At 57.1% G+C, this 23,728-nt stretch carries 25 protein-coding genes and 1 pseudogene; 11 read left to right on the top strand and 15 right to left on the bottom strand.

The genetic code is table 11. The features are described 5' to 3' along the window. Positions 1-6: 6 nt before the first annotated feature. The 4 genes from ABLU67_RS13890 to nasR form a co-directional block, all read right to left on the bottom strand. A complete protein-coding gene (locus ABLU67_RS13890) occupies positions 7-795 on the bottom strand; it encodes an ABC transporter ATP-binding protein (RefSeq protein WP_014838761.1) in 789 nt (262 codons plus the stop codon). 10 nt (positions 796-805) lie between these two features. Continuing rightward, the gene (ntrB, locus tag ABLU67_RS13885) at positions 806-1,690 is read right to left on the bottom strand and encodes a nitrate ABC transporter permease (RefSeq protein ID WP_014229752.1); all 885 of its coding nucleotides are present in this window, start codon (positions 1,688-1,690) and stop codon (positions 806-808) included. 1 nt (position 1,691) lies between these two features. Next, on the bottom strand, positions 1,692-2,948 hold the full coding sequence (locus tag ABLU67_RS13880; protein ID WP_224293411.1) for a CmpA/NrtA family ABC transporter substrate-binding protein: 1,257 nt from the start codon (positions 2,946-2,948) through the stop codon (positions 1,692-1,694). A gap of 246 nt (positions 2,949-3,194) precedes the next feature. Further along, positions 3,195-4,385 (bottom strand): nitrate regulatory protein NasR, encoded by a 1,191-nt coding sequence (gene nasR / locus ABLU67_RS13875; protein WP_049101263.1) that lies wholly within the window; start codon positions 4,383-4,385, stop codon positions 3,195-3,197. A 68-nt stretch (positions 4,386-4,453) separates the two neighbouring features. Between nasR and ABLU67_RS13870 the strand changes: the two genes are divergently transcribed. Together ABLU67_RS13870 and ABLU67_RS13865 are read left to right on the top strand one after the other, a co-directional pair. Continuing rightward, on the top strand, positions 4,454-4,807 hold the full coding sequence (locus tag ABLU67_RS13870) for a DsrE/DsrF/TusD sulfur relay family protein (protein WP_014229754.1): 354 nt from the start codon (positions 4,454-4,456) through the stop codon (positions 4,805-4,807). A gap of 238 nt (positions 4,808-5,045) precedes the next feature. After that, the gene (locus ABLU67_RS13865) at positions 5,046-5,288 is read left to right on the top strand and encodes a DUF1883 domain-containing protein (RefSeq protein WP_002910387.1); all 243 of its coding nucleotides are present in this window, start codon (positions 5,046-5,048) and stop codon (positions 5,286-5,288) included. A 35-nt stretch (positions 5,289-5,323) separates the two neighbouring features. Here ABLU67_RS13865 and ABLU67_RS13860 read toward each other — a convergent pair whose 3' ends face one another. Both ABLU67_RS13860 and chaB read right to left on the bottom strand, forming a co-directional pair. Next, positions 5,324-6,004, bottom strand: coding sequence for a gamma-glutamylcyclotransferase (locus tag ABLU67_RS13860; RefSeq protein ID WP_004851874.1), 681 nt, complete (start codon positions 6,002-6,004; stop codon positions 5,324-5,326). 150 nt (positions 6,005-6,154) lie between these two features. Continuing rightward, entirely contained in the window at positions 6,155-6,385 is a 231-nt protein-coding gene (chaB, locus tag ABLU67_RS13855) for a putative cation transport regulator ChaB (protein ID WP_032749922.1), read from the bottom strand. Between the two features lie 265 nt (positions 6,386-6,650). Here chaB and chaA point away from each other — a divergent pair, with 265 nt between their 5' ends. Continuing rightward, positions 6,651-7,751, top strand: coding sequence for a sodium-potassium/proton antiporter ChaA (gene chaA / locus ABLU67_RS13850; protein WP_004121802.1), 1,101 nt, complete (start codon positions 6,651-6,653; stop codon positions 7,749-7,751). A gap of 86 nt (positions 7,752-7,837) precedes the next feature. On the opposite strand, the gene kdsA is transcribed toward chaA, so the two are convergent. Genes kdsA through hemA form a run of 6 tightly spaced genes read right to left on the bottom strand, consistent with a single transcriptional unit; the run spans position 7,838 to position 13,157 of the window. Beyond that, positions 7,838-8,692: a 3-deoxy-8-phosphooctulonate synthase gene (kdsA, locus tag ABLU67_RS13845; RefSeq protein ID WP_004851877.1), complete on the bottom strand. Its 855-nt coding sequence runs from the start codon at positions 8,690-8,692 to the stop codon at positions 7,838-7,840. 39 nt (positions 8,693-8,731) lie between these two features. Continuing rightward, the gene (gene sirB1, locus ABLU67_RS13840) at positions 8,732-9,544 is read right to left on the bottom strand and encodes an invasion regulator SirB1 (RefSeq protein ID WP_004851879.1); all 813 of its coding nucleotides are present in this window, start codon (positions 9,542-9,544) and stop codon (positions 8,732-8,734) included. 3 nt (positions 9,545-9,547) lie between these two features. Next, positions 9,548-9,940: an invasion regulator SirB2 gene (gene sirB2 / locus ABLU67_RS13835; protein WP_004851880.1), complete on the bottom strand. Its 393-nt coding sequence runs from the start codon at positions 9,938-9,940 to the stop codon at positions 9,548-9,550. Next, entirely contained in the window at positions 9,937-10,776 is an 840-nt protein-coding gene (gene prmC, locus ABLU67_RS13830) for a peptide chain release factor N(5)-glutamine methyltransferase (protein WP_032694081.1), read from the bottom strand. Before prmC ends, sirB2 begins: the two co-directional genes overlap by 4 nt. Further along, the gene (gene prfA / locus ABLU67_RS13825) at positions 10,776-11,858 is read right to left on the bottom strand and encodes a peptide chain release factor 1 (RefSeq protein ID WP_004851884.1); all 1,083 of its coding nucleotides are present in this window, start codon (positions 11,856-11,858) and stop codon (positions 10,776-10,778) included. The genes prmC and prfA overlap by 1 nt, the downstream gene beginning before the upstream one ends. Positions 11,859-11,900: 42 nt before the next feature. Next, complete coding sequence (gene hemA / locus ABLU67_RS13820; protein ID WP_004851885.1) at positions 11,901-13,157, bottom strand: glutamyl-tRNA reductase; 1,257 nt, start codon at positions 13,155-13,157, stop codon at positions 11,901-11,903. Positions 13,158-13,430: 273 nt separating this feature from the next. Here hemA and lolB point away from each other — a divergent pair, with 273 nt between their 5' ends. The 4 genes from lolB to dauA all read left to right on the top strand — a co-directional run bounded on the left by lolB (position 13,431) and on the right by dauA (position 17,949). Further along, positions 13,431-14,042 carry a lipoprotein insertase outer membrane protein LolB gene (gene lolB, locus ABLU67_RS13815; protein WP_004851888.1) on the top strand — a complete coding sequence of 204 codons (612 nt, stop codon included), beginning with the start codon at positions 13,431-13,433 and terminating at the stop codon, positions 14,040-14,042. After that, positions 14,042-14,890 (top strand): 4-(cytidine 5'-diphospho)-2-C-methyl-D-erythritol kinase, encoded by an 849-nt coding sequence (gene ispE / locus ABLU67_RS13810; RefSeq protein ID WP_224294064.1) that lies wholly within the window; start codon positions 14,042-14,044, stop codon positions 14,888-14,890. The genes lolB and ispE overlap by 1 nt, the downstream gene beginning before the upstream one ends. A 182-nt stretch (positions 14,891-15,072) precedes the next feature. Beyond that, positions 15,073-16,020 carry a ribose-phosphate diphosphokinase gene (gene prs / locus ABLU67_RS13805; protein WP_004103157.1) on the top strand — a complete coding sequence of 316 codons (948 nt, stop codon included), beginning with the start codon at positions 15,073-15,075 and terminating at the stop codon, positions 16,018-16,020. A gap of 249 nt (positions 16,021-16,269) precedes the next feature. Then, positions 16,270-17,949: a C4-dicarboxylic acid transporter DauA gene (dauA, locus tag ABLU67_RS13800; RefSeq protein WP_014229756.1), complete on the top strand. Its 1,680-nt coding sequence runs from the start codon at positions 16,270-16,272 to the stop codon at positions 17,947-17,949. On the opposite strand, the gene ABLU67_RS13795 is transcribed toward dauA, so the two are convergent. Further along, positions 17,950-18,996 carry a MerR family transcriptional regulator gene (locus ABLU67_RS13795; RefSeq protein ID WP_064392644.1) on the bottom strand — a complete coding sequence of 349 codons (1,047 nt, stop codon included), beginning with the start codon at positions 18,994-18,996 and terminating at the stop codon, positions 17,950-17,952. Positions 18,997-19,205: 209 nt separating this feature from the next. Further along, positions 19,206-19,481, bottom strand: a complete 276-nt coding sequence (gene ychH, locus ABLU67_RS13790) for a stress-induced protein YchH (RefSeq protein ID WP_004103160.1) — start codon at positions 19,479-19,481, stop codon at positions 19,206-19,208. Between the two features lie 272 nt (positions 19,482-19,753). On the opposite strand from ychH, the gene pth reads away from it, so the two are divergent. The 4 genes and pseudogenes from pth to ABLU67_RS13770 all read left to right on the top strand — a co-directional run bounded on the left by pth (position 19,754) and on the right by ABLU67_RS13770 (position 23,418). Further along, on the top strand, positions 19,754-20,338 hold the full coding sequence (gene pth / locus ABLU67_RS13785; RefSeq protein ID WP_032749932.1) for an aminoacyl-tRNA hydrolase: 585 nt from the start codon (positions 19,754-19,756) through the stop codon (positions 20,336-20,338). 117 nt (positions 20,339-20,455) lie between these two features. Continuing rightward, on the top strand, positions 20,456-21,550 hold the full coding sequence (gene ychF, locus ABLU67_RS13780; protein WP_048262513.1) for a redox-regulated ATPase YchF: 1,095 nt from the start codon (positions 20,456-20,458) through the stop codon (positions 21,548-21,550). A gap of 75 nt (positions 21,551-21,625) precedes the next feature. Continuing rightward, positions 21,626-22,632, top strand: a pseudogene (locus ABLU67_RS13775) (tyrosine-type recombinase/integrase). A 168-nt stretch (positions 22,633-22,800) separates the two neighbouring features. Continuing rightward, positions 22,801-23,418, top strand: coding sequence for a Fic family protein (locus tag ABLU67_RS13770; protein ID WP_064358142.1), 618 nt, complete (start codon positions 22,801-22,803; stop codon positions 23,416-23,418). Here the strand turns inward: ABLU67_RS13770 and ABLU67_RS13765 are convergent. Then, positions 23,415-23,585, bottom strand: a complete 171-nt coding sequence (locus ABLU67_RS13765) for a hypothetical protein (protein WP_004900141.1) — start codon at positions 23,583-23,585, stop codon at positions 23,415-23,417. The genes ABLU67_RS13770 and ABLU67_RS13765 overlap by 4 nt on opposite strands. Positions 23,586-23,728: the final 143 nt, after the last annotated feature.

Below are 23,728 nucleotides of genomic sequence, written 5' to 3'. Positions count from 1 at the left end.
CGCCCCCTATGCCGCTTTCGGCTGTTTTTCATAGAGGAAGTGCAGGATCTGCTGGCGCAGATGGTGATAGCGGCTATCGTCCGCCAGCTGCACGCGATGGCGCGGTCGCGGCAGATTGACGTCGAGGATCTCCCCGACCGTCGCCGCCGGACCGTTGGTCATCATCAGCACCCGGTCGGAAAGCAGCACCGCTTCATCAACGTCATGGGTAATCATGACGATGGTAGTATTCAGCGACTGCTGGATCTGCATCACCGCGTCCTGTAAATGCGCCCTCGTCAGGGCATCAAGGGCGCCAAAGGGTTCATCCAGCAGCAGCACTTTCGGTTTCATCGCCAGCGCCCGGGCAATGCCAACGCGCTGCTTCATGCCGCCGGAGATTTCTCCCGGGCGCTTGTGCAGGGCGTGTCCCATCTGTACCCGCTCGAGGTTGTGCTCAATCCACTCTTTGCGCTCGCCTTTGCTCATGCTGCGGCGAAAGACCTGATCCACCGCCAGCGCCACGTTGTCAAAGCAGGTCAGCCACGGCAGCAGGGAGTGGTTCTGAAACACCACCGCGCGTTCCGGCCCCGGCCCGGCGATTTCACGGTTGTCGCACAGCAGGCCGCCTTCCGTCGGCAGGGCTATCCCGGCTATCAGATTCAGCAGGGTTGATTTACCGCAGCCGGAGTGGCCGATCAGGCTGATGGTTTCCCCTTCGTAGATGTCGAAGGAGACGTTCTGCAATGCCAGGAATTCGCCGCTGGCGGTGTTAAAACGCTGGCTGACGCCCTGGACCTGAATTAATGGTTTCATCTGCGACTCCCTATTTTTCCTGCCAGCTAAAACGACGGGCGAGCAGCATCAGCCCCTGTTCCAGCAGCAGCCCGACCACGCCGATAATGACGATGGCGATGATGATGTTTTCGACGTTGAGGTTGTTCCACTCGTTCCAGATCCAGAAGCCGATCCCTAAGCCGCCGGTGAGCATTTCGGCGGCGACAATCACCAGCCAGGCGATACCGATGGAGAGACGAACCCCGGTCAGCACCGCGGGCAATACCGCCGGAAAGAGGATCTTGCGCATCACCGTCCACTCCGACAGCTGCAGCACCCGGGCGACGTTGAGGTAATCTTCCGGAATGCGCCGCACGCCCTCGGCGGTGTTAATGACCATCGGCCAGATCGAGCAGATAAAAATGGTCCAGCTGGAGGCGGGTTCCGCTTTCTGGAACAGCAGCAGGCCGATGGGCAGCCAGGCCAGCGGGCTGACCGGGCGCAGCAGCGCGATCAGCGGGTTAAACATGCGGGCGAAAAACAGCGAGCGGCCAATCAGGAAGCCGAGCGGAATTCCCGCCAGCGCGGCAAGGCCAAATCCCACCGCCACCCGCTGCAGCGACGCCAGCACGTTCCAGCCGATGCCCATATCGTTCGGCCCGTCCTGATAAAACGGGTCGGCGAAAAGGGTTAGCGCGGAATCCAGCGTGCTGAGCGGCGTCGGAAAGCCTTTGCTGTTCATCGCCGCCAGCTGCCAGCCCAGCAGCAGCAATCCAAGCCCGAGCAGCGGCGGCAGAAGACGTTGGGTGACATCCCGCAGCCAGCGGCTGAGCGGAGGCGTGGTTTTGCGCACCTGCAGCGGCGGCAGGGTAATGACTTCGCCGGGCGCGCTGTCGGCGCCGGCCTGCGGTTGCGGTTTATATGCGTGTTTCATCTCATGCCCCCTTACGTTGAATCGCGAAACTGCGGGCGTAGCCTTCCGGATCGGCCCCATTCCAGACCTTGCCATCGATCAGCGTGCTGCTGCGCATCGCCTGCGTCGGCGCGCTGATGCCGCCGACCGCCTGCGCGGCCTCTTTCCAGACGTCAATCCGGTTAATGCGCTGGGCCACCGCCAGATAATCCGGCGCCGACTTCAGCAATCCCCAACGGCGGAACTGGGTCAAAAACCACATGCCGTCCGAGAGCCACGGAAAACTCACTTCTCCCCGTTCGTAGAAGCGCATCGGGTGCACGTCCTGCCAGCGGCGGCCGATACCGTTGTCGTATTCGCCGAGCATGCGCCCGCTGAGGTACTGCTCTTTGGTGTTCAGCCACGCGCGTCTGGCGAGAAGGCGCGCCGTTTCGCGGGTGTTCTCGGCGGATGCGTCAATCCAGCGCTGGGCCTCCATCAGCGCCGCCACCAGCGCGCGCGCGGTGTTGGGATGACGCTCAACCCATTCGCTGCGGGTGCCGAGAATTTTTTCCGGATGCTCCGGCCAGATATCCTGCGAAGTGGCGGCGGTGAAGCCGATACGATCGTTAATCGCGCGCGCGTTCCACGGTTCGCCAACGCAAAAGCCGCTCATATTGCCGATGCGCATGTTCATTACCATCTGCGGCGGCGGCACAACGACGGTGCGAATATCGTCAAAGGGATGAATTCCACCGCTCGCCAGCCAGTAGTAGAGCCACATCGCGTGGGTGCCGGTTGGAAAGGTGTGGGCGAAGGTGTAGCTACCCGGCGCCTGCTGGCCGATCAGTTTTTTCAGCCCGCCCAGGTCGGTGACGCCCTTCTCCTGCAGCTCGCTGGAGAGCGTTATCGCCTGACCGTTGCGGTTAAGGGTCATCAGATTGGCCATCGCCTGCGGTTTACTGGCGATCCCCAGCTCAAGGCCGTAGAGCATGCCGTACAGAATGTGCGCGGCGTCCAGCTCCCCGGCAACCAGCTTGTCGCGCACCGCCGCCCAGCTGGCCTCCTTGCTCGGGACGAGGGTGATGCCGTACTTTTTATCGAATCCCTTCAGGGAAGCGATAGCTAAGGGAGCGCAGTCGGTTAGCGGAATAAACCCCACCCGCACGGTGGTCTGTTCCGGCTTATCCGACCCAGCCGCCCACGCCGCCTGCATTATGCCGGGGAGCAGCATCGCGCCGCCCAGCGCCGCCCCCGCCTGTAATAAACGCCGCCGTGAAATTGAAAACGTATCGCCCATACCCGCTCCAGAAACGCGCAAAAAAAAGCGCCCGGCGGTGCTTACGCACCGCTGGACGCCTTTATCCTTAGACATACGTGCCGCCGTTGGCCCGCTGCCCTAAACCTTTATTCACTCGTTTTATTTAATGCAAAGCCAATGCCAGATTTGCGGAGGCCCGGTTCACGCGGGTTGGCTCACTTGCCGGGGGCGTTTGAGGCAAAAACTGCACCGTCGACTGGCAATATATGCCCGTTGATTGTGCATCTACTCCTTTGGAGGTACTTGCCATAGCGACTTCACCGTCAGCAGCGCGCGGGCTATCTCAACCATGCGCTGATTTTTGTCCATCGCCATTTTACGCAGCGCCTGCCATGCCTGCTCCTCCTGCATTCCCTGGTGGGTCATCAGCACGCTTTTGGCTTTTTCAATCAGCTTGCGCTCTTCAAGCGCATCTTTTAAGGACGCGAGCTGGGCGGAGAGCTGCTGTAGCTCATGGGCCTGCTGGCGCACCAGCGGCAACAGCTGCTTATCCAGCCGCAGGGCTATACCGTCCTCCTGCCAGTCGGCGGGCGGCACTTGGACCTCCCGATCGTCTCCCTCCAGCAGCGCATCGGCCGCGTTAAGCAGGTCTGCGATCAGCCGCTCTTCCACGCCGCGCAGCTGCTCAAGACGCTGGGTCTGAACGCAAAACCAGCGCAGCGCCGTTTCTCCCTCGTCCGGCGGCGGCTGGCGGGTGCAGGCGACCCGCCGCAGCTGTTCAATTTCCAGGCCGGCCTGGCACTGCTCAACAAACAGAACGGTTTGCGGCGAACTGGCTAAAGCCTGAAAAGTGTCAAAACAGGGCTGCTGGCCGTCAATGCGGTCCACCAGCTGCTGGCGCAGCTCATCGCTGAACTGTCCGCGAGCAAAGCCCAGCGCGCCCAGCGCGCGCTCCTGTCCGACCAGCTCTTTCCCCTGCATAAAGCTGTAAAGCGCGACCATCCGCCCGGCGATTTGCGGATCGTCGATACTGTCGTTGAGCTGCGGAACGATATTCAACAGGTGGCGGATAATGCGGCTAAACTGCCCGGTGGCCTCTTCTGCGGCAATCTCCAGGCCGCGCACGCGTTTACGCAACGCGACAAGCTGCGTCAGATACCACACCGCGCAGGCAATTCGCCAGCAGAGCGCGCTGCTGGCGGCATCGCGGGCAGGTTCCAGCGCCGCATAAAACCGCGTGAGCTGCTCATCAACCAGCGCCGCGCCCGCCCGGCACTCCGCCGCGTATAGTCTGCCGCCCGAGCATAGCCAGATATTTGACGCGCCGCGCTCGCACTGCAGCATATGCACCAGCGCGCTTATCTGGCCTGCCAGCGTCCCCTGCTGCGCCAGCTGGTGCAGCTGCCGCTTCTGTAAGCGACGCGCGCGCGCAAACCAGTCGACCACCTCAGGCGTATTACCCGCCACATTATTCATACCCTTCCCCCGGGTTAACGCTTTATACTTCAGCCAAGCAATAACCGTGCCTTATAGAAGGAGTCCTTATGCAACGTATTGTAATTATCGCTAACGGTGCCGCCTACGGCAGCGAATCCCTGTTCAATAGCCTGCGTCTGGCTATCGCCCTGCGCGAGCAGCAGTCTGACCTCGAACTGAAATTATTTTTAATGTCTGATGCGGTGACCGCCGGCCTGCGCGGACAGAAGCCAGCGGAAGGCTACAACATTCAGCAGATGCTGGAGATCCTCACCGCGCAAAACGTGCCGGTGAAGCTGTGTAAAACCTGCGCTGACGGCCGGGGGATCGGCGCGCTGCCGCTGATTGATGGCGTGGAGATTGGCACCCTCGTCGAGCTGGCGCAGTGGACGCTGGCGGCGGATAAAGTCCTGACCTTCTAAAAACCCGCCATTCAACGGGATTAAATATTAAGCTGGCGGCGTTTGTTAACCGAAAACAATGTCAGCTGAATGCTTTCAGGCACAACGTCATTTTTGTTTAATCTTTATTCCTTTTTTTGATCAAAATCAGCATCTGCCCCCCTCCCCTTTGGTGTTATGCACAGAGCAAAGTGTGAACAATATCACGCGGGTTAATGGGCTGGCAGGATGCTGTAGACAGAAACGGGGTCGAGATTAAATGGCAATGGTAAAAGCAAGTTTAACGTTGTTTGGCGGTGATACGTTGGTGGTGCGTTGTTCCGAACGCTGCCACATTCACCTGATGAGCGCCAAAGTGCCTGGCGATAGTCATGCGGATATTCTGAGTGTGCAGGACAGAGATAGCGCGTATCTGACCGTGCCTTACAGCGGCACCTGGAACGTTCTCATCGACAGCCACAGCCAGTCGCTGGAGCACTCCATCAGCTACGTTCCCGCCTGATAGCAAACGCCCGGGGAAACCCGGGCGATATACTCTTAAGCCAGCCCGGGCTGGCTGCTTTCCCCCAGCAGATGACGCACCTTGCCGACTAAATCGTCGAGGCAGGCATCGTACATCCCGAGTTTCCGCAGCTCCTGATCGAGCGAGAACAGATACTGAGCGTTGGTGCCAAGCGGGCCGCTGGCGCGGGCTATCAGCGGCGCAATCACCTGCGCGCTGGTATCCGCCTCAAACAGCGGATGACGCGGGTCCATAATAAAAACTAATGCATTGACGGTGCGGCCATCGTCCAGATCCAGCTTACACCAGGTCGGCAGGTAGCAGCCGGTGATCATCTCCCGCTTCCACAGCAGGGTCAGCTCTTCTTCGAGAGTGTCATCAGGCAGGCGGTAGGCAACCCCGGTGGTGCGCCCGCCCTCTTTCAACGCCAGCATTCGACCCGGCTGAGTGGCGCTACCGCGCCCGGCGGTGAGCCGCAGGCAAAACGCGCGGTGCCAGCCCGGTAGCGTACCGGTACAGGACTCGCGATACTCCAGCGCCGGATTCCACATCAGCGAACCGTAGCCAAAGATCCACACCGAGCCATCGTCCGGACGACAGGCCAGGGTCGCCGCCAAAGAGGCTGCCCGCTGCTCTGCCGACCAAAGAAGCGATTCCTCAATAGCGCCAAACGCCGTTTTACAATCCGCATTCAGTAAGAAATCACGCGTTAACACTTTCTACTACCTCCGCCGCTGCCCGCTTCCCGGCGATTATCTGGTGCCATCCGTGAAGTATTGCCGAATTATTATCCAGCTTTATTTGACAATAAGCAATGAACGAGCCGCGGGCAAGGGCTCAGGCAGCACATGAGGTAGCAAAAGCGATTACTTCTTCTTATGCCACTTATCATCATTGCCTTTTTGGTACTCATTTTTCACCGCCGCCCAGGCGACTTTGTGCGCCGTCTCTTCACGGCTGGCGTCATCGCGTCGGTCTTCTTTATGCTTATACTGGTCCCAGGCGCTGTTAAAGGCCTCTTTGTAAATCTCCTGGGCATGCGCAGGCAGAACGTGCTGAACGCTGTCGGGTAATTCACTTTTGTTGCTATAGGGCATGGCGACCTCCAGATTTAGGGTGAATAGTCAGTCTGTCAGGCGTTTTACCGGCTGGCAAGGCGATGGATAAATGAGAAAGATGTTTTAGTAATTATCTGAATAATAAATACAAAACGATAGTAACCGCAGTTTATGGCAATCTACCACTTTTCCATGGTCAGAGTGGTAAATTTAAGTAAAAAAACAAAGTAGTTCGATCAATGTCTGTTATTTTATTAACTTACAGTATCTATAATTATAACACCTGCACACCTGGAGATAATTCATGACCGATGCACATGAGGCGGTGAAAACCCGCCACAAGGAGACCACCCTCGCCTTTCCGGTTCTGGCGCTGGCGGTGCTGTTTTTCTGGGGAAGCAGCCAGTCACTGCCAGTGGTCGTTGCCATTAATATCCTGGCGCTTGTCGGGATTCTGAGCAGCGCGTTCAGCGTTGTTCGCCACGCCGACGTTCTGGCGCACCGCCTTGGCGAACCCTATGGTTCGTTAATTTTAAGCCTTTCAGTGGTTATTCTCGAAGTCAGCCTGATTTCCGCATTAATGGCCACCGGCGACGCCGCGCCGACCCTGATGCGAGATACGCTTTATTCAATCATCATGATTGTTACCGGCGGGCTGGTAGGTTTTTCTTTATTGTTGGGCGGGCGCAAATTCGCCACCCAGTATATGAATCTGTTCGGCCTTAAACAGTACCTCATTGCCCTCTTTCCGCTGGCGATCATCGTCCTGGTCTTTCCCATGGCGCTGCCCGGGGCTAATTTCACTACCGGCCAGGCGCTGCTGGTTGCGCTGATCTCCGCCGCCATGTACGGCGTGTTCCTGCTGATTCAAACGAAAACGCACCAGAGCCTGTTTGTTTACGAACACGAGGATGACGGCGACGACGATGACCCGCATCACGGCAAACCGTCGGCCCATAGCAGCAAGTGGCACACCGCCTGGCTGCTGGTACACCTGGTTGCGGTTATCGCCGTGACTAAAATGAACGCCAATCCGCTGGAGACGCTGCTGACCAGCATGAATGCCCCCGTCGCCTTTACCGGCTTCCTGGTCGCGCTGCTGATCCTCTCTCCGGAAGGCCTTGGCGCGCTGAAAGCGGTCCTGAACAATCAGGTCCAGCGGGCGATGAACCTGTTCTTCGGCTCCGTGCTGGCCACCATTTCCCTGACGGTGCCGGTGGTGACGCTTATCGCCTTCCTCACCGGCAACGAACTGCGCTTTGGCCTTGGCGCGCCGGAAATGGTGGTGATGGTCGCCTCGCTGCTGCTGTGCCAGATATCGTTCTCTACCGGGCGTACCAACGTGCTGAACGGCGCGGCGCACCTGGCACTGTTCGCCGCCTACCTGATGACCATTTTTGCCTGAACCTCCCCCGGCGGCGTCCGCCTGTCGGGGAGATAAAAAAGCCTGCCGGTTTTGCAACGGGCAGGCTTTTGTCATTTCAGCGACGGTTACTTGCTGGTATCGAGCTCATCGAAGCCTTTAACCAGATCGTCGATGGCTTTCATCTGCTTGAGGAACGGCTCCAGTTTATCCAGCGGCAGCGCGGACGGACCGTCGCATTTCGCGTGCTCCGGATCCGGATGCGCTTCAATAAACAGGCCGGCGATACCCACCGCCATCCCGGCGCGCGCCAGTTCGGCAACCTGCGCGCGGCGTCCGCCGGAAGCGGCGCCAAACGGGTCGCGGCACTGCAGAGCGTGAGTAACGTCGAAGATAACCGGTGAGTTATTGGAGGCTTTCTTCATCACGCCAAAGCCCAGCATGTCGACGACCAGGTTATCGTAGCCGAAGTTCGCGCCGCGATCGCAAAGGATCACTTTGTCGTTGCCGCCTTCGATAAACTTATCGACGATATTGCCCATCTGGCCCGGGCTCACGAACTGCGGTTTTTTCACGTTGATCACCGCGCCGGTTTTCGCCATCGCTTCAACCAGATCGGTCTGACGGGCGAGGAACGCAGGCAGCTGAATAACGTCCACCACGTCAGCGACCGGCTGAGCCTGGCTGGCTTCGTGAACGTCGGTGATGATTTTCACGCCGAACGTTTGTTTCAGCTCCTGGAAAATCTTCATCCCTTCTTCCAGCCCCGGCCCACGATAGGAGTGGATGGAAGAACGGTTAGCTTTATCAAAAGAGGCTTTAAACACATAAGGAATGCCCAGCTTCTGCGTGACGGTCACGTAGTGTTCGCAGATACGCATCGCCAGATCGCGGGATTCCAGCACGTTCATGCCACCAAACAGCACGAATGGCAGGTCGTTTGCTACGTTGATATCACCAATGCTAACCACTTTTTGTTTCATAAGTTCGCCTTATCAGGGTGTAACCGGAATGGTTTCAGACTAATGCAATGTAATTTGTTTGTGCGAAATGGTGTTGATCTGCGCGCGGATCATCTCGCTGATAGGATCCTCCGGGCACTGTTCAACGAAGTAACTGAGGTCCTGCAGCGCCACGTGATCGCAATCCAGCTGGGCGTATATCAGTCCCCGGTCGCGAATTTCGTACGGGTCTTCCGGATTGAACTGCAGCAGCGCTTCGCTGGTCCGTAACGCCAGCTCCATCTGCCGCTCTTCCATCAGCGCCGATTTGAGCGTGTCGAGCAGCTTGCGGATCACTTCCGCGTTGTCGGCTTCATCGAGGTCTTCGTTAAACAGCTCGGCGACCGGACTAATATTGCCCTTCAGCCACACTTCCAGCGTATGCTCGTTAAGCGTTTCGCCGTTAAATGGATTAATGAGCCACATCTCTTCGCTCTCTTCAGGGTCGGCGCGCAGCAGCATCTGGGTCGGAAAAATCACCGGCACCACCGGCAGCGCCAGACGCTGAGCAATCCACAGCAGGATTGCGCCTAGCGATACCGCGCTACCCTGACGATTGTTCAGGACTTTATCAAGCCAGAGCACGTCGGACAGGCGGTAAACGCCGCGCGAATCGCTAAAGCCCCAGTCATGATAGAAAAGCTCCAGCAGACGTTCTATCTGGCGCTCCTGGTCCCACGAAGCGGCAATCTCCTCACGCGCCAGGCCCAGCAGCCGCTCCAGCTCATCCTGCACATAGTGCGTCGGAAAATCGTCGCGGATTAATTCAGAAATGAGGACCATGCCGTCGCATAACGGCGCTTTATTAAATTCGAAATCAGCTAACGACCTCATGCCTTACCCCAGTAACGGTGTTCTTGTGATGGCGAGTTGAATAATGATAAACAACACCACCAGGGCCAGCAGAAAGGCGACAAACCGACTCTGCTGACTGCGCTGGCGACGACGGCCCAGCGCGATAAATCCCAATGCGATATAAATGATAACGCCAAACAGCTTCTCAGTCAGCCATGTACCCTCTTCGGTAAACGGCAGATAGTGCGTTATTGCCATTAATCCGGCGCCGCTGAGAAACAGCAGCGTATCGCTACAGTGCGGCGCGATACGAACCCAGCGCTGGTCAAGCAGACGGTTACCGCTCCAGCTCCACCAGTAGCGCAGCACGAACAGGCTCACCGAAACCACCACGCAGGCGATATGCAGATACAGTACCGCGTTAAACAGATTCATACGCCTCCCTGATATTGCCCGAGCGTCAGACGCTCGTTGTCTCCGTAGTCGCGACAGGTGGCAATATTGCCATAACCCGCCGCGCGAAAGATTGCGCGCACCGCTTCCCCCTGCGTCCAGCCGTGTTCCAGCAGCATCACGCCGCCGGCAGCCAGATAGCGGCGGCCTTCGCGGATGATATGCGCCAGATCGGCCAGACCGCCATCGGCGGCGACCAGCGCCGTTTTCGGCTCAAAGCGCACATCGCCCTGCGCAAGATGCGGGTCGGTTTCATCGATATAGGGCGGATTGCTGACGATGATGTCGAACTGCTGCCCGGCGAGCGCGCTAAACCAGTGGCTTTGCAGTATCCTGACGTTAGGGATAGCGAGATGTTCAGCGTTACGCGCCGCCAGCGCCACCGCGTCGGGCATTACGTCAACGGCGGTGACGTGGCAATCGGGGCGTTCGCTGGCCAGCGCCAGAGCGATGGCGCCGGTGCCGGTGCCGAGATCGAGAATGCGGCACGGCTTGTCGGATAACCGCGCCAGCGTCTGTTCAACCAGGCATTCGGTATCCGGACGCGGGATCAGCGTGGCGGGAGAAACGAACAGCGGCAGCGACCAGAATTCGCGCTGGCCCACCAGATGAGCCACCGGCTCGCCCCGGGCGCGACGGCTGAGCAGCGTTTCCAGCTCGGCGGCCTGCGCCGCCGTCAGCGCCGTTTCGCCAAAGGCGAGAATATAGGTCCGCGCCCTGCCGGTCACGTGACCCAGCAGGATTTCGGCATCCCGGCGCGGGCTTTCACTTTGGCTCAGGCGGACGATGGCCTGCGTCAGCCACTGCTGAAAAGTCATCATTCCTGCTCGGAAAGGGCGGCCAGCTGATCGGCCTGATATTCCTGAACGATCGGCTCAATCAGCATATCCAGCTTGCCTTCCATCGCTTCGTCCAGACGGTAAAGCGTCAGGTTGATGCGGTGATCGGTCACGCGGCCCTGCGGAAAGTTATAGGTGCGGTTACGATCGCTGCGATCGCCGCTGCCCAGCAGGTTACGGCGCTCTGAGGCTTCCGCCTGCTGGCGCCTTGAAACTTCCGCGGCGCGAATACGCGCGCCAAGCACCGACAGCGCTTTGGCTTTGTTTTTGTGCTGAGAACGTTCGTCCTGACACTCGACGACGATGCCGGTCGGCAGGTGGGTAATACGGATCGCCGAGTCGGTGGTGTTAACGTGCTGACCGCCCGCGCCGGAGGAGCGGAAGGTATCGATGCGCAGATCGCTCGGGTTGATATCCGGCATTTCGGCTTCCGGCAGCTCCGGCATGACCGCCACGGTGCAGGCGGAGGTATGGATACGCCCCTGGGATTCGGTAGCCGGCACGCGCTGTACGCGATGGCCGCCGGATTCGAACTTCAGTCGCCCATAGACGCCGTCGCCGCTGATTTTGGCAATCACTTCTTTAAAGCCGCCGTGCTCGCCTTCGTTGGCGCTCATGATTTCCACGCGCCAGCGGCGTGATTCCGCGTAACGGCTGTACATACGGAACAGATCGCCCGCGAACAGCGCCGCTTCATCGCCGCCGGTACCGGCGCGAACTTCAACAAACGCGTTACGCTCGTCGTCCGGGTCTTTTGGCAGCAGCAGAACCTGCAGCTGCTGCTCCATCTGCTCACCCTTTTCTTTCGCTTCACGCAGCTCTTCCTGCGCCATTTCGCGCATTTCCGGGTCGTCGAGCATCATCTGCGCGGCTTCGATATCATCCTGCAGCTGACGCCAGTCGGTGTAGCAGCGGGCGACGTCGCTCAGCTGTGCGTATTCGCGCGACAATGCGCGAAATTTATCCTGATCGGCGATGGTTGCGGCATCGCCGAGTAGCGCCTGAACTTCCTCATGGCGTTCGTAAAGGGCTTCCAGTTTGGCAACAATAGAAGGCTTCATAGGCGTGAATTCACCCTGTCCTAAAAAAGAGAGAAAGGTGCGCTATTCCAGCCCGAGGCTGTTGCGCAGAATATGCAGGCGTTCATCATCCCCGTCACGGGCGGCCTGCTGAAGAGATTTGGTTGGCGAGTGGATCAGGCGGTTAGTCAGCTTACGTGCCAGATCCTGCATGATTTCCTGCGCATCGCCGCCCTGATTGAGCGCAGCCAGCGCTTTTGCCGTCAGCTCCTCGCGGACCTGTTCGGCCTGGGAGCGATATTCGCGGATAGTCTCGCTGGCGCTCTGAGCGCGCAGCCAGGCCATAAATTCGCTGGCTTCCTGCTCGACAATGGTTTCCGCCTGCACCGCCGCGGCTTTACGCTGCGCCAGATTGTGCTGAATGATGTTTTGCAGATCGTCCACGCTGTAGAGATAGGCGTTCGCCAGCTTGCCAACCTCCGGTTCGACATCGCGCGGAACGGCGATATCCACCAGCAGCATCGGCTGATTGCGGCGCGCCTTCAGCGCGCGCTCCACCATCCCTTTGCCAATAATCGGCAGCGGGCTGGCGGTAGAACTAATAATGATATCCGCTTCTTTTAGCCGTTCGTCGATGTCGCTCAGGGCGATCACCTCCGCGCCGACTTCATCGGCCAGCGCCTGAGCGCGCTCGCGGGTGCGGTTAGCAATCACCATCTTGCGCACCTTATGCTCGCGCAGATGGCGGGCCACCAGCTCGATAGTCTCACCGGCGCCAACCAGCAGCACGGTCACGCTGGAAAGTGATTCGAAGATTTGTCGCGCCAGGGTACAGGCGGCAAACGCCACGGAGACCGCGCTGGCGCCGATATCGGTTTCGGTACGCACGCGTTTGGCCACCGAGAACGACTTCTGGAACATGCGCTCCAGCTCGCTAACGTTCAGGTGACCACGGCTGGAGTCGGCAAAGGCTTTTTTCACCTGCCCGAGGATCTGCGGCTCGCCCAGCACCAGCGAATCCAGGCCGCTGGCGACGCGCATCAGATGGCTAACCGCCTCGTTGTCCTGATGCCAGTAGAGGCTTTTGCGCAGGTCGTCTTCATTTAAACCGTGGTAGTCGCATAGCCAGCGGATAAGCACTTCCTGAAGGTTATCCTGCTCTTCGACGCTGAGATAGAGTTCCGTGCGGTTACAGGTCGACAGCACCACCCCGCCCTGCACCATTGGCTGGGCCAGCAAGCTCTCCAGCGCCTGATCGAGCGTATCCGGCGAAAACGTTACGCGTTCTCGCAGCGCTACAGGAGCTGTTTTGTGGTTAATGCCAAGAGCTAAAAGCGTCATTGTGAGGGAGTAGTACCAGCGTTGCTAAGGTTAGTCTGCAGGCATCATACAGGATGCGCGTAATCAATAAAAGAGAGGCTCCCCTTTTGGAGTAATAGCTAATCTGTAATAGCCATTAACGGTAATTTTTTGATTTCAGACAACTTGAACGTAGACGCTACCGTCCGGCAACGCTAGCATTAATGGTTATAATTGTAACCCGCTACACAAATCGGCCGCCTGTTTCTCCCATTCGCCGCATTTCACTGTAGACATCAAGGATTTGTCATCATTATGAATCGACTGTTCCGCCTGTTGCCGCTGGCAAGCCTCGTTCTGACCGCCTGTGCGATTAATGCTCCGAAAGGGCCGGGTAAAAGCCCGGATTCTCCACAGTGGCGTCAGCACCAGCAAGATGTCCGCAATCTTAATCAGTTCCAGACGCGCGGCGCTTTTGCTTATCTTTCTGATGAGCAAAAAGTCTATGCCCGCTTCTTCTGGCAGCAAACCGGCCAGGACCGCTACCGCCTGCTGCTGACTAACCCCCTCGGCAGCACCGAGCTGTCGTTAACCGCCCAGCCGGGCAGCGTGCAGCTGATTGACAATAAAGGCCAGACCTACACGGCGACCGACGCCGAAGAGATGATTGGCCGCCTGACCGGCATGCCGATTCCGCTCAACAGCCTGCGCCAGTGGATTATTGGCCTGCCGGGCGAGGCCACCGACTACTCGCTTGACGACCAGTACCGCCTGCGCGAGCTGAACTACACGCAAAACGGCAAAACCTGGCACGTCACCTACGGTGGCTACACCTCGGACACCAAACCTTCGCTACCGGCCAATATGGAGCTTAACGACGGCAGTCAGCGCATCAAGCTGAAAATGGATAACTGGATTGTGAAATGATGACCCGCTGGCCTTCTCCCGCAAAGCTGAATCTGTTTTTGTATATTACCGGGCAGCGCGCCGACGGTTACCACACCCTGCAGACGCTGTTTCAGTTTCTGGATTATGGCGACACGCTGATGATTGAACCGCGCGACGATGGCCAGCTGCGTCTGCTGACGCCGGTTGACGGCGTGCCGGATGAAGAGAACCTGATTATTCGCGCGGCCAGGCTTTTAATGCAGGCCGCAGCCCAGGCCGGGAAGCTTCCTGCGGGCAGCGGCGCCGATATCAGCATCGACAAGGTTCTTCCGATGGGCGGCGGCCTCGGCGGCGGTTCGTCCAACGCCGCGACCGTACTGGTGGCGCTGAATCACTTATGGGGCTGCCATCTCTCGGAAGATGAGCTGGCGGCGTTGGGTCTGCAGCTGGGCGCCGACGTGCCGGTGTTCGTGCGCGGCCATGCGGCCTTTGCCGAAGGCGTCGGGGAAATTCTCACCCCGGCCGAACCGGAGGAAAAATGGTATCTGGTGGCCCATCCGGGAGTGAGCATTCCCACGCCGATCATTTTTCGCGATCCGGAACTCCCGCGCAATACCCCGTCAAGGTCAATTAATACGTTATTAAAATGTAAATTCGGCAATGATTGCGAGGTTATCGCAAGAAAACGTTTTCGTGAGGTTGATGCAGCGCTTTCCTGGCTGTTAGAATATGCGCCGTCGCGCCTGACTGGCACCGGTGCATGTGTGTTTGCTGAATTTGACACTGAATCCGCCGCTCGTCAGGTGCTTGAAAAAGCCCCGGCATGGCTGCATGGCTTCGTAGCGCGAGGTGTTAATATCTCTCCGCTCAAGCAGGCGCTGCGCTAAGTTCTGCTCATTATAGCAAATTTGGTGAAAACGCCGGGGAAACTGAGTTACGGTGACAACGTCACCCTGTTCCAGACGTTGCATCGGGCTCTTTAAATACACCGCCTGGATGAAATCGTGCCCACCCGCACCGTTTTTGGCCCATTTCATCCACCACTGGACGCATGCCTGAGGTTCTTCTCGTGCCTGATATGAAGCTTTTTGCTGGTAACGCCACCCCGGAACTAGCACAACGTATTGCCAACCGCCTGTACACTTCTCTTGGCGACGCCGCTGTAGGTCGTTTTAGCGACGGCGAAGTCAGCGTACAAATCAATGAAAACGTACGCGGTGGTGATATTTTCATCATCCAGTCCACTTGTGCTCCCACCAACGACAACCTGATGGAACTGGTTGTTATGGTTGATGCTCTGCGTCGTGCTTCGGCAGGTCGTATCACCGCTGTTATCCCCTACTTCGGTTATGCTCGCCAGGACCGTCGTGTTCGTTCTGCTCGTGTGCCTATCACCGCGAAAGTGGTTGCTGACTTCCTGTCCAGCGTCGGCGTTGACCGCGTTCTGACCGTTGACCTGCACGCAGAACAAATTCAGGGCTTCTTTGACGTTCCGGTGGATAACGTATTCGGCAGCCCGATCCTGCTGGAAGATATGCTGCAGCTGAACCTGGATAACCCTATCGTGGTTTCTCCGGACATCGGCGGCGTGGTTCGCGCTCGCGCTATCGCCAAGCTGCTGAACGATACCGATATGGCTATCATCGACAAACGCCGTCCGCGCGCTAACGTTTCTCAGGTGATGCACATCATCGGTGACGTCGCCGGCCGTGACTGCGTAATGGTTGACGATATGATCGATACCGGCGGTACCCTGTGTAAAGCTGCGGAAGCGCTGAAAGAGCGCGGCGCGAAACGCGTATTCGCCTACGCCACGCACCCGATTTTCTCCGGCAACGCCATCCAGAACATCAAAAACTCTGTGATTGACGAATTCGTCGTCTGCGATACCATTCCGCTGACGCCGGAAATCAAAGCGCTGGAAAAGGTACGTACTCTGACGCTGTCTGGTATGCTGGCCGAAGCGATTCGTCGTATCAGCAACGAAGAATCTATCTCTGCTATGTTCGAACATTAATCGAGCCCGGCTCAAAAACCCGCTGCGGCGGGTTTTTTTGTCTCTGAACCTTTTATTCTCCACAAAATCATTCGGCATGCGTCAAGGCGGCAAGTGAATGAATCTCCGGCAGCGTACAGGCAGTACGAGACCGGGATAAATGAACGCAGCCAACACAGAGGCATCCCGAAGGATGACGTGGAAATGACCGATGCCTCCTTCACCTGCCATTTAGTTGACAGATGATGCGCTCATGGATGAAACATTATTGTGAACAGATTATTTTCCTCACATGTGATGCCTTTCCGCGCCCTCATCGACGCTTGTTGGAAAGAAAAATATACCGCTTCGCGGTTTACTCGTGATGTGATTGCCGGAATTACCGTCGGGATTATCGCTATCCCGCTGGCGATGGCGCTGGCAATTGGCAGCGGGGTGGCGCCGCAGTACGGTCTCTATACCTCCGCGGTGGCGGGGATCGTGATTGCGTTAACCGGCGGCTCGCGCTTCAGCGTGTCCGGTCCAACCGCCGCTTTTGTGGTGATTCTCTACCCGGTCTCGCAGCAGTTCGGGCTCGCCGGGCTGCTGGTCGCCACCTTGATGTCGGGGATCTTCCTGATTCTTTTCGGCCTGGCGCGCTTTGGCCGCCTGATTGAGTATATTCCGCTATCGGTCACCCTCGGCTTCACCTCCGGGATCGGTATCACCATCGGTACCATGCAAATTAAAGATTTTCTCGGTCTGCAGATGGCCCACGTGCCTGAACATTATCTGCAGAAAGTCGGCGCGCTGGCGATGGCGCTGCCGACCATTAACCCCGGCGATGCCGCCATCGGCGTTGTCACGCTAGGCACGCTGATTATCTGGCCGCGTCTGGGGATTCGTCTGCCGGGCCACCTGCCGGCCCTGCTGGCGGGCTGCGCGGTGATGGGCGTGGTCAACCTGCTTGGCGGGCACGTCGCCACCATCGGCTCTCAGTTCCACTATATTCTCGCCGACGGCAGCCAGGGCAACGGTATTCCGCAGCTGCTGCCGCAGCTGGTGCTGCCGTGGGATATGCCCGGTTCAGACTTCACCCTCAGCTGGTCCTCACTGCAGGCGCTGCTGCCGGCGGCGTTTTCCATGGCCATGCTCGGGGCGATTGAGTCCCTGCTGTGCGCCGTGGTGCTGGACGGCATGACCGGCACCAAACACAAGGCCAATAGCGAGCTGATTGGCCAGGGGCTCGGCAATATCGTCGCGCCGTTCTTCGGCGGCATTACCGCCACCGCCGCTATCGCCCGCTCGGCGGCCAACGTTCGCGCCGGGGCGACCTCGCCGGTTTCCGCCGTGATCCACGCGCTGCTGGTGATCATGGCGCTGCTGGTGCTTGCCCCTCTGCTCTCCTGGCTGCCGCTTTCCGCGATGGCGGCGCTGCTGCTGATGGTGGCATGGAATATGAGCGAAGCGCACAAGGTCGTTAACCTGCTGCGCTATGCGCCAAAAGACGACATTATCGTCATGCTGATGTGTATGTCGCTGACCGTCCTGTTTGATATGGTCATCGCTATTAGCGTCGGTATTGTGCTGGCTTCCCTGCTGTTTATGCGCCGGATCGCGCGGATGACCCGCCTCGCACCGGTCAACGTCGAGGTTCCCGATGACGTACTGGTGCTGCGCGTCATTGGTCCGCTGTTTTTCGCCGCCGCGGAAGGGTTGTTTACCGATCTGGAAACGCGGATTGCTGGCAAGCGTATCGTCGTGCTGAAGTGGGATGCGGTGCCGGTGCTGGATGCCGGCGGGCTGGATGCCTTCCAGCGCTTCGTGAATAAGCTGCCGGAAGGCTGTGAGCTACGCGTGTCGAACCTGGAATTTCAGCCCCTGCGTACCCTGGCGCGGGCAGGCGTTAAGCCGATTCCGGGCCGCCTGAGCTTCTACCCGGACCGCAGCGCCGCGCTGGCGGATATTTAATTACCCGGCGGCAGGCCCCGGCGCCTGCCGCATCATTACGCCAATCGCCTGCTGAAGCCAGCCAAGCACCTCCGGCGTCATCCACGTTCCCTTCATCAAATGCGGCTCCCGCTCCATGGCATAACGAAACTTCTGCTGCGTGTGCGGATCCTTTCCCGCGTAAGACTGGAATAGCGCCAGCCAGCGCTGCGCCAGCTGCTGACCTTCCGCGGAGGCAGGCTCCCGCTTCTCACGACAGGCCCGATGCAGCTCGGCCACCAGCGCCGGCCACTCCATCAGGCGATCGAAATAGTGCTGCCGTGTAAAAGCCAGCTCCTCGGCGTTCAGATAGCGCGCCCAGATGGCCAGCTTGCTTTCGGCAAAAGCACGGGTAATGAAATCAATCATCTCCGGCGTCACCCCGGTTTGCTCGCGCATCTGCGGTTCGGCGGCGTGCATCTCATTCAGGCGAGTCAGAAACTCCGGCCTGCCGGCGGTATCCTGCTCCAGCTGCGCCATCCAGCGGGTGGCCAGCGCAATCGCCCGAGGCTCATCGGCCGGACAGCGTTCGCCCATAAGCTGCTGCGCTTCACCCACCAGCTCCAGCCATATCTGGTTACGCTGCGCATCCTGCTCTGCGAACGGCAGCACCTGTAATTCCTGTTGACTAAACCAGCGATCGTACATTTTCATCAGCTCCAGCGTTTGTAGCCAGGACTCCAGGTCGGGCTCGTCTCCGCTGTCCAGCTCTTCACGCAGCAGCGCCAGGCGCTGGCGCAGCGTGGAGAGGGTTTGCAGCTGCCGGTCGAGGGTGGCGATCTGCTTGACCAACAGGTCGGACAGCGAGAAGGCGTCCCGGTCGAGATAGTCCTTGATAGTGGCGAGTTCCAGCCCGGCCTGCGCCAGCGCTTTGATCATATGCAGTCGCTGAACGGCCGCCAGATTATAGAGCCGGTAACCCGCCGCGCTTCTGGCCGAAGGCGCCAGCAGTCCCGTTTGTTCATAGTGATGTAGCGTGCGGACGGTTATGCCGGCGCGCTTCGCCAGTTCACCCACCTGAATTAACATGACTGCTCCTTTCGTTTACCAGTGGCGCCACTCTGCTGCCTGACGTGACGTCAGGGTCAAGCGTTCTGTACAGGAATTGTATTAGGCAGGCGGTGCCGAAGAAAGACGAAGAGAGAAAGGAGGATTTGAGACACCAACAGGCGGGCAGCCTGAACGGGCGGCATGAAAACGCACCAGCCGTTCACAACGGCTGGCGGTCTGGAATTCACTCAGCTGTGGCGATGCTGATCGCGGCGGCAGCGTTTATCGTAGTGGCGAACCCACCAGTATCTGTCGCTAACCTGTTCATGACCGCCGATACGGGCGCCAGCCAGCCACAGTACCGCGCCGACAAAGATACTCAAGATCGCGCCGTGTGCGAAAAACTGCGGCAGGTCAAGCTGCGGAAGCTGGTTTAAAATAGAATAACCAACGCCGACAACCATGACGACCAACCCCAACCCCATCAGCACATTACCGAGTAACGAAGCGTTTCTGCGTTTCATATGTCACCTCCGGAACCTTGGGTTGCATGGGAATATCCCCAAATCTTATAGGTGTAGTATAGACAATGGCCAATATAGCGATTGCGTGGACGATCACAGAAGCGAACATCTTGCCAACAAAAGTTTACAAATAACCCACTGAACAACATCAAATTCTAATTATTCAAACCCGTGATTATCTGTGGCAGGTGCGTTTCGCTGGCAGAATTTTGTCAACCGCGCGCGCAGACAGTACACTACGCGCCAGAGAACGATCCAAGCAGGATAAAAAAGTGAGCATAAAATTAATTGTCGGCCTGGCGAACCCCGGCGCTGAATACGCGGCGACCCGACATAATGCCGGCGCCTGGTACGTGGATTTACTGGCTGAACGCCACCGCGCGCCGCTGCGCGAAGAGAGCAAATTCTTCGGCTACACCTCGCGGATTAACCTTGCCGGCGAAGATGTCCGCCTGCTGGTGCCGACCACCTTTATGAACCTGAGCGGCAAAGCCGTCGGCGCGATGGCGACCTTCTTTCGTATTAACCCGGACGAAATCCTGGTCGCCCACGATGAGCTCGACTTACCGCCAGGCGTGGCTAAGTTCAAGCTGGGCGGTGGCCACGGCGGCCATAATGGCCTGAAAGACATCATCAGCAAGCTGGGCAATAACCCGAACTTTCACCGCTTACGCGTGGGAATCGGCCATCCGGGCGATAAAAATAAAGTTGTCGGTTTTGTGCTGGGCAAGCCGCCCGCCAGCGAACAGAAGCTGATTGATGAGGCCGTTGACGAAGCGGTACGCTGCACCGAGGTGTGGCTGAAGGATGGCCTGACCAAGGCGACCAACCGTTTACACGCTTTTAAAGCGCAATAACCGGTCGGCGTGCGGAATTTTTGTCACGCACCGTGTATAATAGGCGAAGCTATTTACTTTTCTGCAATCTGTTCGCTGTAACAGGTTGATTATCCAAAGATTAAGGTGATTTAAATCATGGGATTCAAATGCGGTATCGTCGGTTTGCCCAACGTCGGCAAATCCACCCTGTTCAATGCGCTCACTAAAGCGGGTATTGAAGCGGCCAACTTCCCCTTCTGTACCATTGAGCCGAACACCGGTGTCGTGCCGATGCCCGATCCGCGTCTGGACAAACTGGCTGAAATCGTCAAACCACAGCGTATTCTGCCAACCACGATGGAATTCGTTGATATCGCAGGCCTCGTTAAAGGCGCGTCGAAAGGTGAAGGCCTGGGCAACCAGTTCCTGACCAACATCCGCGAAACCGAAGCTATCGGTCACGTAGTGCGCTGCTTCGAAAACGACAACATCATCCACGTTAACAATAAAGTGGACCCGGCTGACGATATTGAAGTGATCAACACCGAGCTGGCGCTCTCCGACCTGGACACCTGCGAGCGCGCCATCCATCGCGTGCAGAAGAAAGCCAAAGGCGGCGATAAAGACGCGAAAGCCGAGCTGGCGGCGCTGGAAAAATGCCTGCCGCACCTTGAGAATGCCGGCATGCTGCGTTCGCTGAAAAACCTGACCGAAGAAGACAAAGCGGCGATTAAATACCTGAGCTTCCTGACCCTGAAGCCGACCATGTATATCGCCAACGTCAACGAAGACGGCTTTGAGAACAACCCTTATCTCGATAAAGTTCGCGAAATTGCCGCCGCCGAAGGTTCTGTGGTGGTCGCCGTTTGCGCCGCCGTTGAGTCCGATATCGCCGAGCTGGACGATGCCGACCGCGATGAGTTTATGGCCGAGCTGGGTCTCGAAGAGCCGGGCCTGAACCGCGTTATCCGCGCCGGCTACGAGCTGCTGAACCTGCAGACCTACTTTACCGCAGGGGTGAAGGAAGTGCGCGCCTGGACTATCCCCGTCGGCGCCACTGCCCCGCAGGCCGCGGGTAAAATCCACACCGACTTTGAAAAAGGCTTTATCCGCGCGCAGACCATCGCCTATGAAGACTTTATTACCTATAAAGGCGAACAGGGTGCCAAAGAAGCCGGGAAAATGCGCGCTGAAGGTAAAGACTACATCGTGAAAGATGGCGATGTGATGAACTTCCTGTTCAACGTCTAAATAAAATTTGTTGTCTCATGAGGTTTCATTGAACCTCATGAACATCGAAAAAAACCACAAAATCCACGCAATTGCGTGGATTTTTCATTTCAGCAAGCGCGTAAGCAAGTCGCAGATGGAGTTAGCCCGACACAGGCTCGCCAGTTAGATAAGATCCGCAAGGTCAACGACGTCTCCAACACCTTTAAGCTGATCGCTAAAGAGTGGTTGCAGATGAAAGACTGGGCCGAAATTACCAAAACGCGCCGACTGGATATGCTTGAACGTGTGGTTTTCCCCGCAATAGGTAAGCTCCCAATCAGAGAGATCACTCCACACCATATCCTTAGAATTCTTCAAGAAACTGCTAAACGAGGAGCACCGACAGTTGCCGCTGAAGCTCGCCGCACCGTTTCATCAGTTTTTGAGTTAGCAGTTGCAACGCTTAGAGCTGATAGCGATCCTGTACGGCCTGTGCGCAAGGCCCTTCCGGCCAATAAGACACAGCACAAACAAGCACTGAATCCTCAGCAAATCGGAAAGTTATTAAACTGTTTTGATAATAGTCGTGGCTCGTACCAGGTTAACTATTGTATGTGGCTTATGTGGTGAACATTGACGCGTCCTGCAGAAGCCACCGAAGCAGAATGGACAGAATTCGATCTTGATAACGCCCTGTGGACAATTCCGGCAGCGCGAATGAAAGCCCGAGAGAACACGTTATTCCCCTACCCTCCCAAGCTATCAAAATGCTCAGAACACTACAGGGATTAACCGGGCATCGGCAGCACCTTTTCCCGGGCAGGGATAATCCGTTAGGTCCAATGACATCGCACTCGCTGCGCCAGCTACGTAAAAGCCTCGGCTGGAGTGGTACATATAGCCCACATGCAACCCGAACCACTGGAAGTACCCGTTTAAACGAGATGGGCTATCGACCTGATGCTATTGAGGCCCAACTTGCGCACGCTGATACCAACAATGTTCGTCGCACATACAACCATGTAACTTATCTTGATGAGCGAAAGGTTATGATGCAGGACTGGGCAAATAAACTTGAAGAATGGGTAGGAAGCGCGCGCAGCACTATTGATGTTTCGTAAACCATGATGTATTGGTCTGTTAATGCTGATTATTAACGATAATTTCCCATCAGATTATAAAAACTATATTTCAGCCTACACTTTTGTAACTGTCTGATTATACGACCATTGTTACTCTCCTCACCCAGCGTTATAATTTCTTAGCACCCATTAGCGCAGGATGTTCCCATGAGCCGATACCGTATCTCTGGCAGTGAAGGACAATATGAGAAAAACTCCGATGAGCAAGTTCTGGCAAATAAGCTGGGGATTGCTGATTCTGGTGAGATGGACGAAGCGGAGCTTGTGCTGTTAGAGAAGCTCTATCACTGCATTTTTGAAGAGCAGTTTCCAGCAGGGCAGATCACCATTGCTTTGCTGAAAAGCTGGCATCGCCGCTGGCTGGGAAACATCTATGAGTGGGCCGGGCAAGAAAGGACTGTCAATATCAGCAAAGGGGGCTTTATGTTCGCGCCCTCTGCACAGTTGCCAAAACTAATACACGATTTCGACGCTAAATACCTTGCCCGATATACACCATGCACTAACATGAGCGAAGAACAGATCATAGAGGCTATTGCTATAACCCATGTAGAGCTGATACTCATCCATCCATTCCGGGAAGGCAATGGACGTTTATCACGACTTTTAGCTGATGTGATGGCGGTTCAGGGGGGACACAGGCCGCTGGATTATCAAAGCTGGGAGCAAAACAAAGCCGAATATATTTCGGCTATCCACGCAGGTATGTCAATGGACTACGGCCCGATGTGTTATTGGGTCGGTACTGCGTTAAGACGTGATTAAACAGCAAGACGAAGATGGGCGAACTTTTTGCGCGTCGCTTCAAGCGAAGCTTCGATCTTCTCAGAAGACTGCCCCGTCTCAACGGCGGTTGACGTTGCTACCGAGCGAACAATGTCAGCGCGAGACGGTTTAACGTAATACACCTGCGTTTTCTTGTCATTGCTCATCGCGATTCCTCAGCTATCGAATGTGTAATCTGTACTCATTATATCAAGGTTTCGACACGACTTCACATCATCTGTAGCCCGACGTCATTGATCTCCTCCCTGAAAACAGTGCCAGACTAAACTGAAGTCTCCGGTCTTTCTTC

This window comes from Klebsiella sp. GN_Kp190 (genome assembly GCF_040061795.1).
GTDB classification, from domain to species: Bacteria; Pseudomonadota; Gammaproteobacteria; order Enterobacterales; family Enterobacteriaceae; genus Klebsiella; species Klebsiella michiganensis.
This window is presented reverse-complemented; position numbering and strand designations above follow the sequence as displayed.

Bases quoted from the DNA above. Each gene is read 5' to 3' on its own strand.
- ispE (WP_224294064.1), top strand. From the start codon at position 14,042: ATGACCCGCTGGCCTTCTCCCGCAAAGCTGAATCTGTTTTTGTATATT.
- prmC (WP_032694081.1), bottom strand. From the start codon at position 10,776: ATGACTTTTCAGCAGTGGCTGACGCAGGCCATCGTCCGCCTGAGCCAA.
- hemA (WP_004851885.1), bottom strand. From the start codon at position 13,157: ATGACGCTTTTAGCTCTTGGCATTAACCACAAAACAGCTCCTGTAGCG.
- chaA (WP_004121802.1), top strand. From the start codon at position 6,651: ATGACCGATGCACATGAGGCGGTGAAAACCCGCCACAAGGAGACCACC.
- sirB1 (WP_004851879.1), bottom strand. From the start codon at position 9,544: ATGAGGTCGTTAGCTGATTTCGAATTTAATAAAGCGCCGTTATGCGAC.
- ABLU67_RS13890 (WP_014838761.1), bottom strand. From the start codon at position 795: ATGAAACCATTAATTCAGGTCCAGGGCGTCAGCCAGCGTTTTAACACC.
- sirB2 (WP_004851880.1), bottom strand. From the start codon at position 9,940: ATGAATCTGTTTAACGCGGTACTGTATCTGCATATCGCCTGCGTGGTG.
- ABLU67_RS13870 (WP_014229754.1), top strand. From the start codon at position 4,454: ATGCAACGTATTGTAATTATCGCTAACGGTGCCGCCTACGGCAGCGAA.
- ABLU67_RS13795 (WP_064392644.1), bottom strand. From the start codon at position 18,996: ATGTTAATTCAGGTGGGTGAACTGGCGAAGCGCGCCGGCATAACCGTC.
- prfA (WP_004851884.1), bottom strand. From the start codon at position 11,858: ATGAAGCCTTCTATTGTTGCCAAACTGGAAGCCCTTTACGAACGCCAT.
- ntrB (WP_014229752.1), bottom strand. From the start codon at position 1,690: ATGAAACACGCATATAAACCGCAACCGCAGGCCGGCGCCGACAGCGCG.
- lolB (WP_004851888.1), top strand. From the start codon at position 13,431: ATGAATCGACTGTTCCGCCTGTTGCCGCTGGCAAGCCTCGTTCTGACC.
- ychH (WP_004103160.1), bottom strand. From the start codon at position 19,481: ATGAAACGCAGAAACGCTTCGTTACTCGGTAATGTGCTGATGGGGTTG.
- ychF (WP_048262513.1), top strand. From the start codon at position 20,456: ATGGGATTCAAATGCGGTATCGTCGGTTTGCCCAACGTCGGCAAATCC.
- nasR (WP_049101263.1), bottom strand. From the start codon at position 4,385: ATGAATAATGTGGCGGGTAATACGCCTGAGGTGGTCGACTGGTTTGCG.
- ABLU67_RS13865 (WP_002910387.1), top strand. From the start codon at position 5,046: ATGGCAATGGTAAAAGCAAGTTTAACGTTGTTTGGCGGTGATACGTTG.
- kdsA (WP_004851877.1), bottom strand. From the start codon at position 8,692: ATGAAACAAAAAGTGGTTAGCATTGGTGATATCAACGTAGCAAACGAC.
- ABLU67_RS13880 (WP_224293411.1), bottom strand. From the start codon at position 2,948: ATGGGCGATACGTTTTCAATTTCACGGCGGCGTTTATTACAGGCGGGG.
- ABLU67_RS13770 (WP_064358142.1), top strand. From the start codon at position 22,801: ATGAGCCGATACCGTATCTCTGGCAGTGAAGGACAATATGAGAAAAAC.
- chaB (WP_032749922.1), bottom strand. From the start codon at position 6,385: ATGCCCTATAGCAACAAAAGTGAATTACCCGACAGCGTTCAGCACGTT.
- ABLU67_RS13765 (WP_004900141.1), bottom strand. From the start codon at position 23,585: ATGAGCAATGACAAGAAAACGCAGGTGTATTACGTTAAACCGTCTCGC.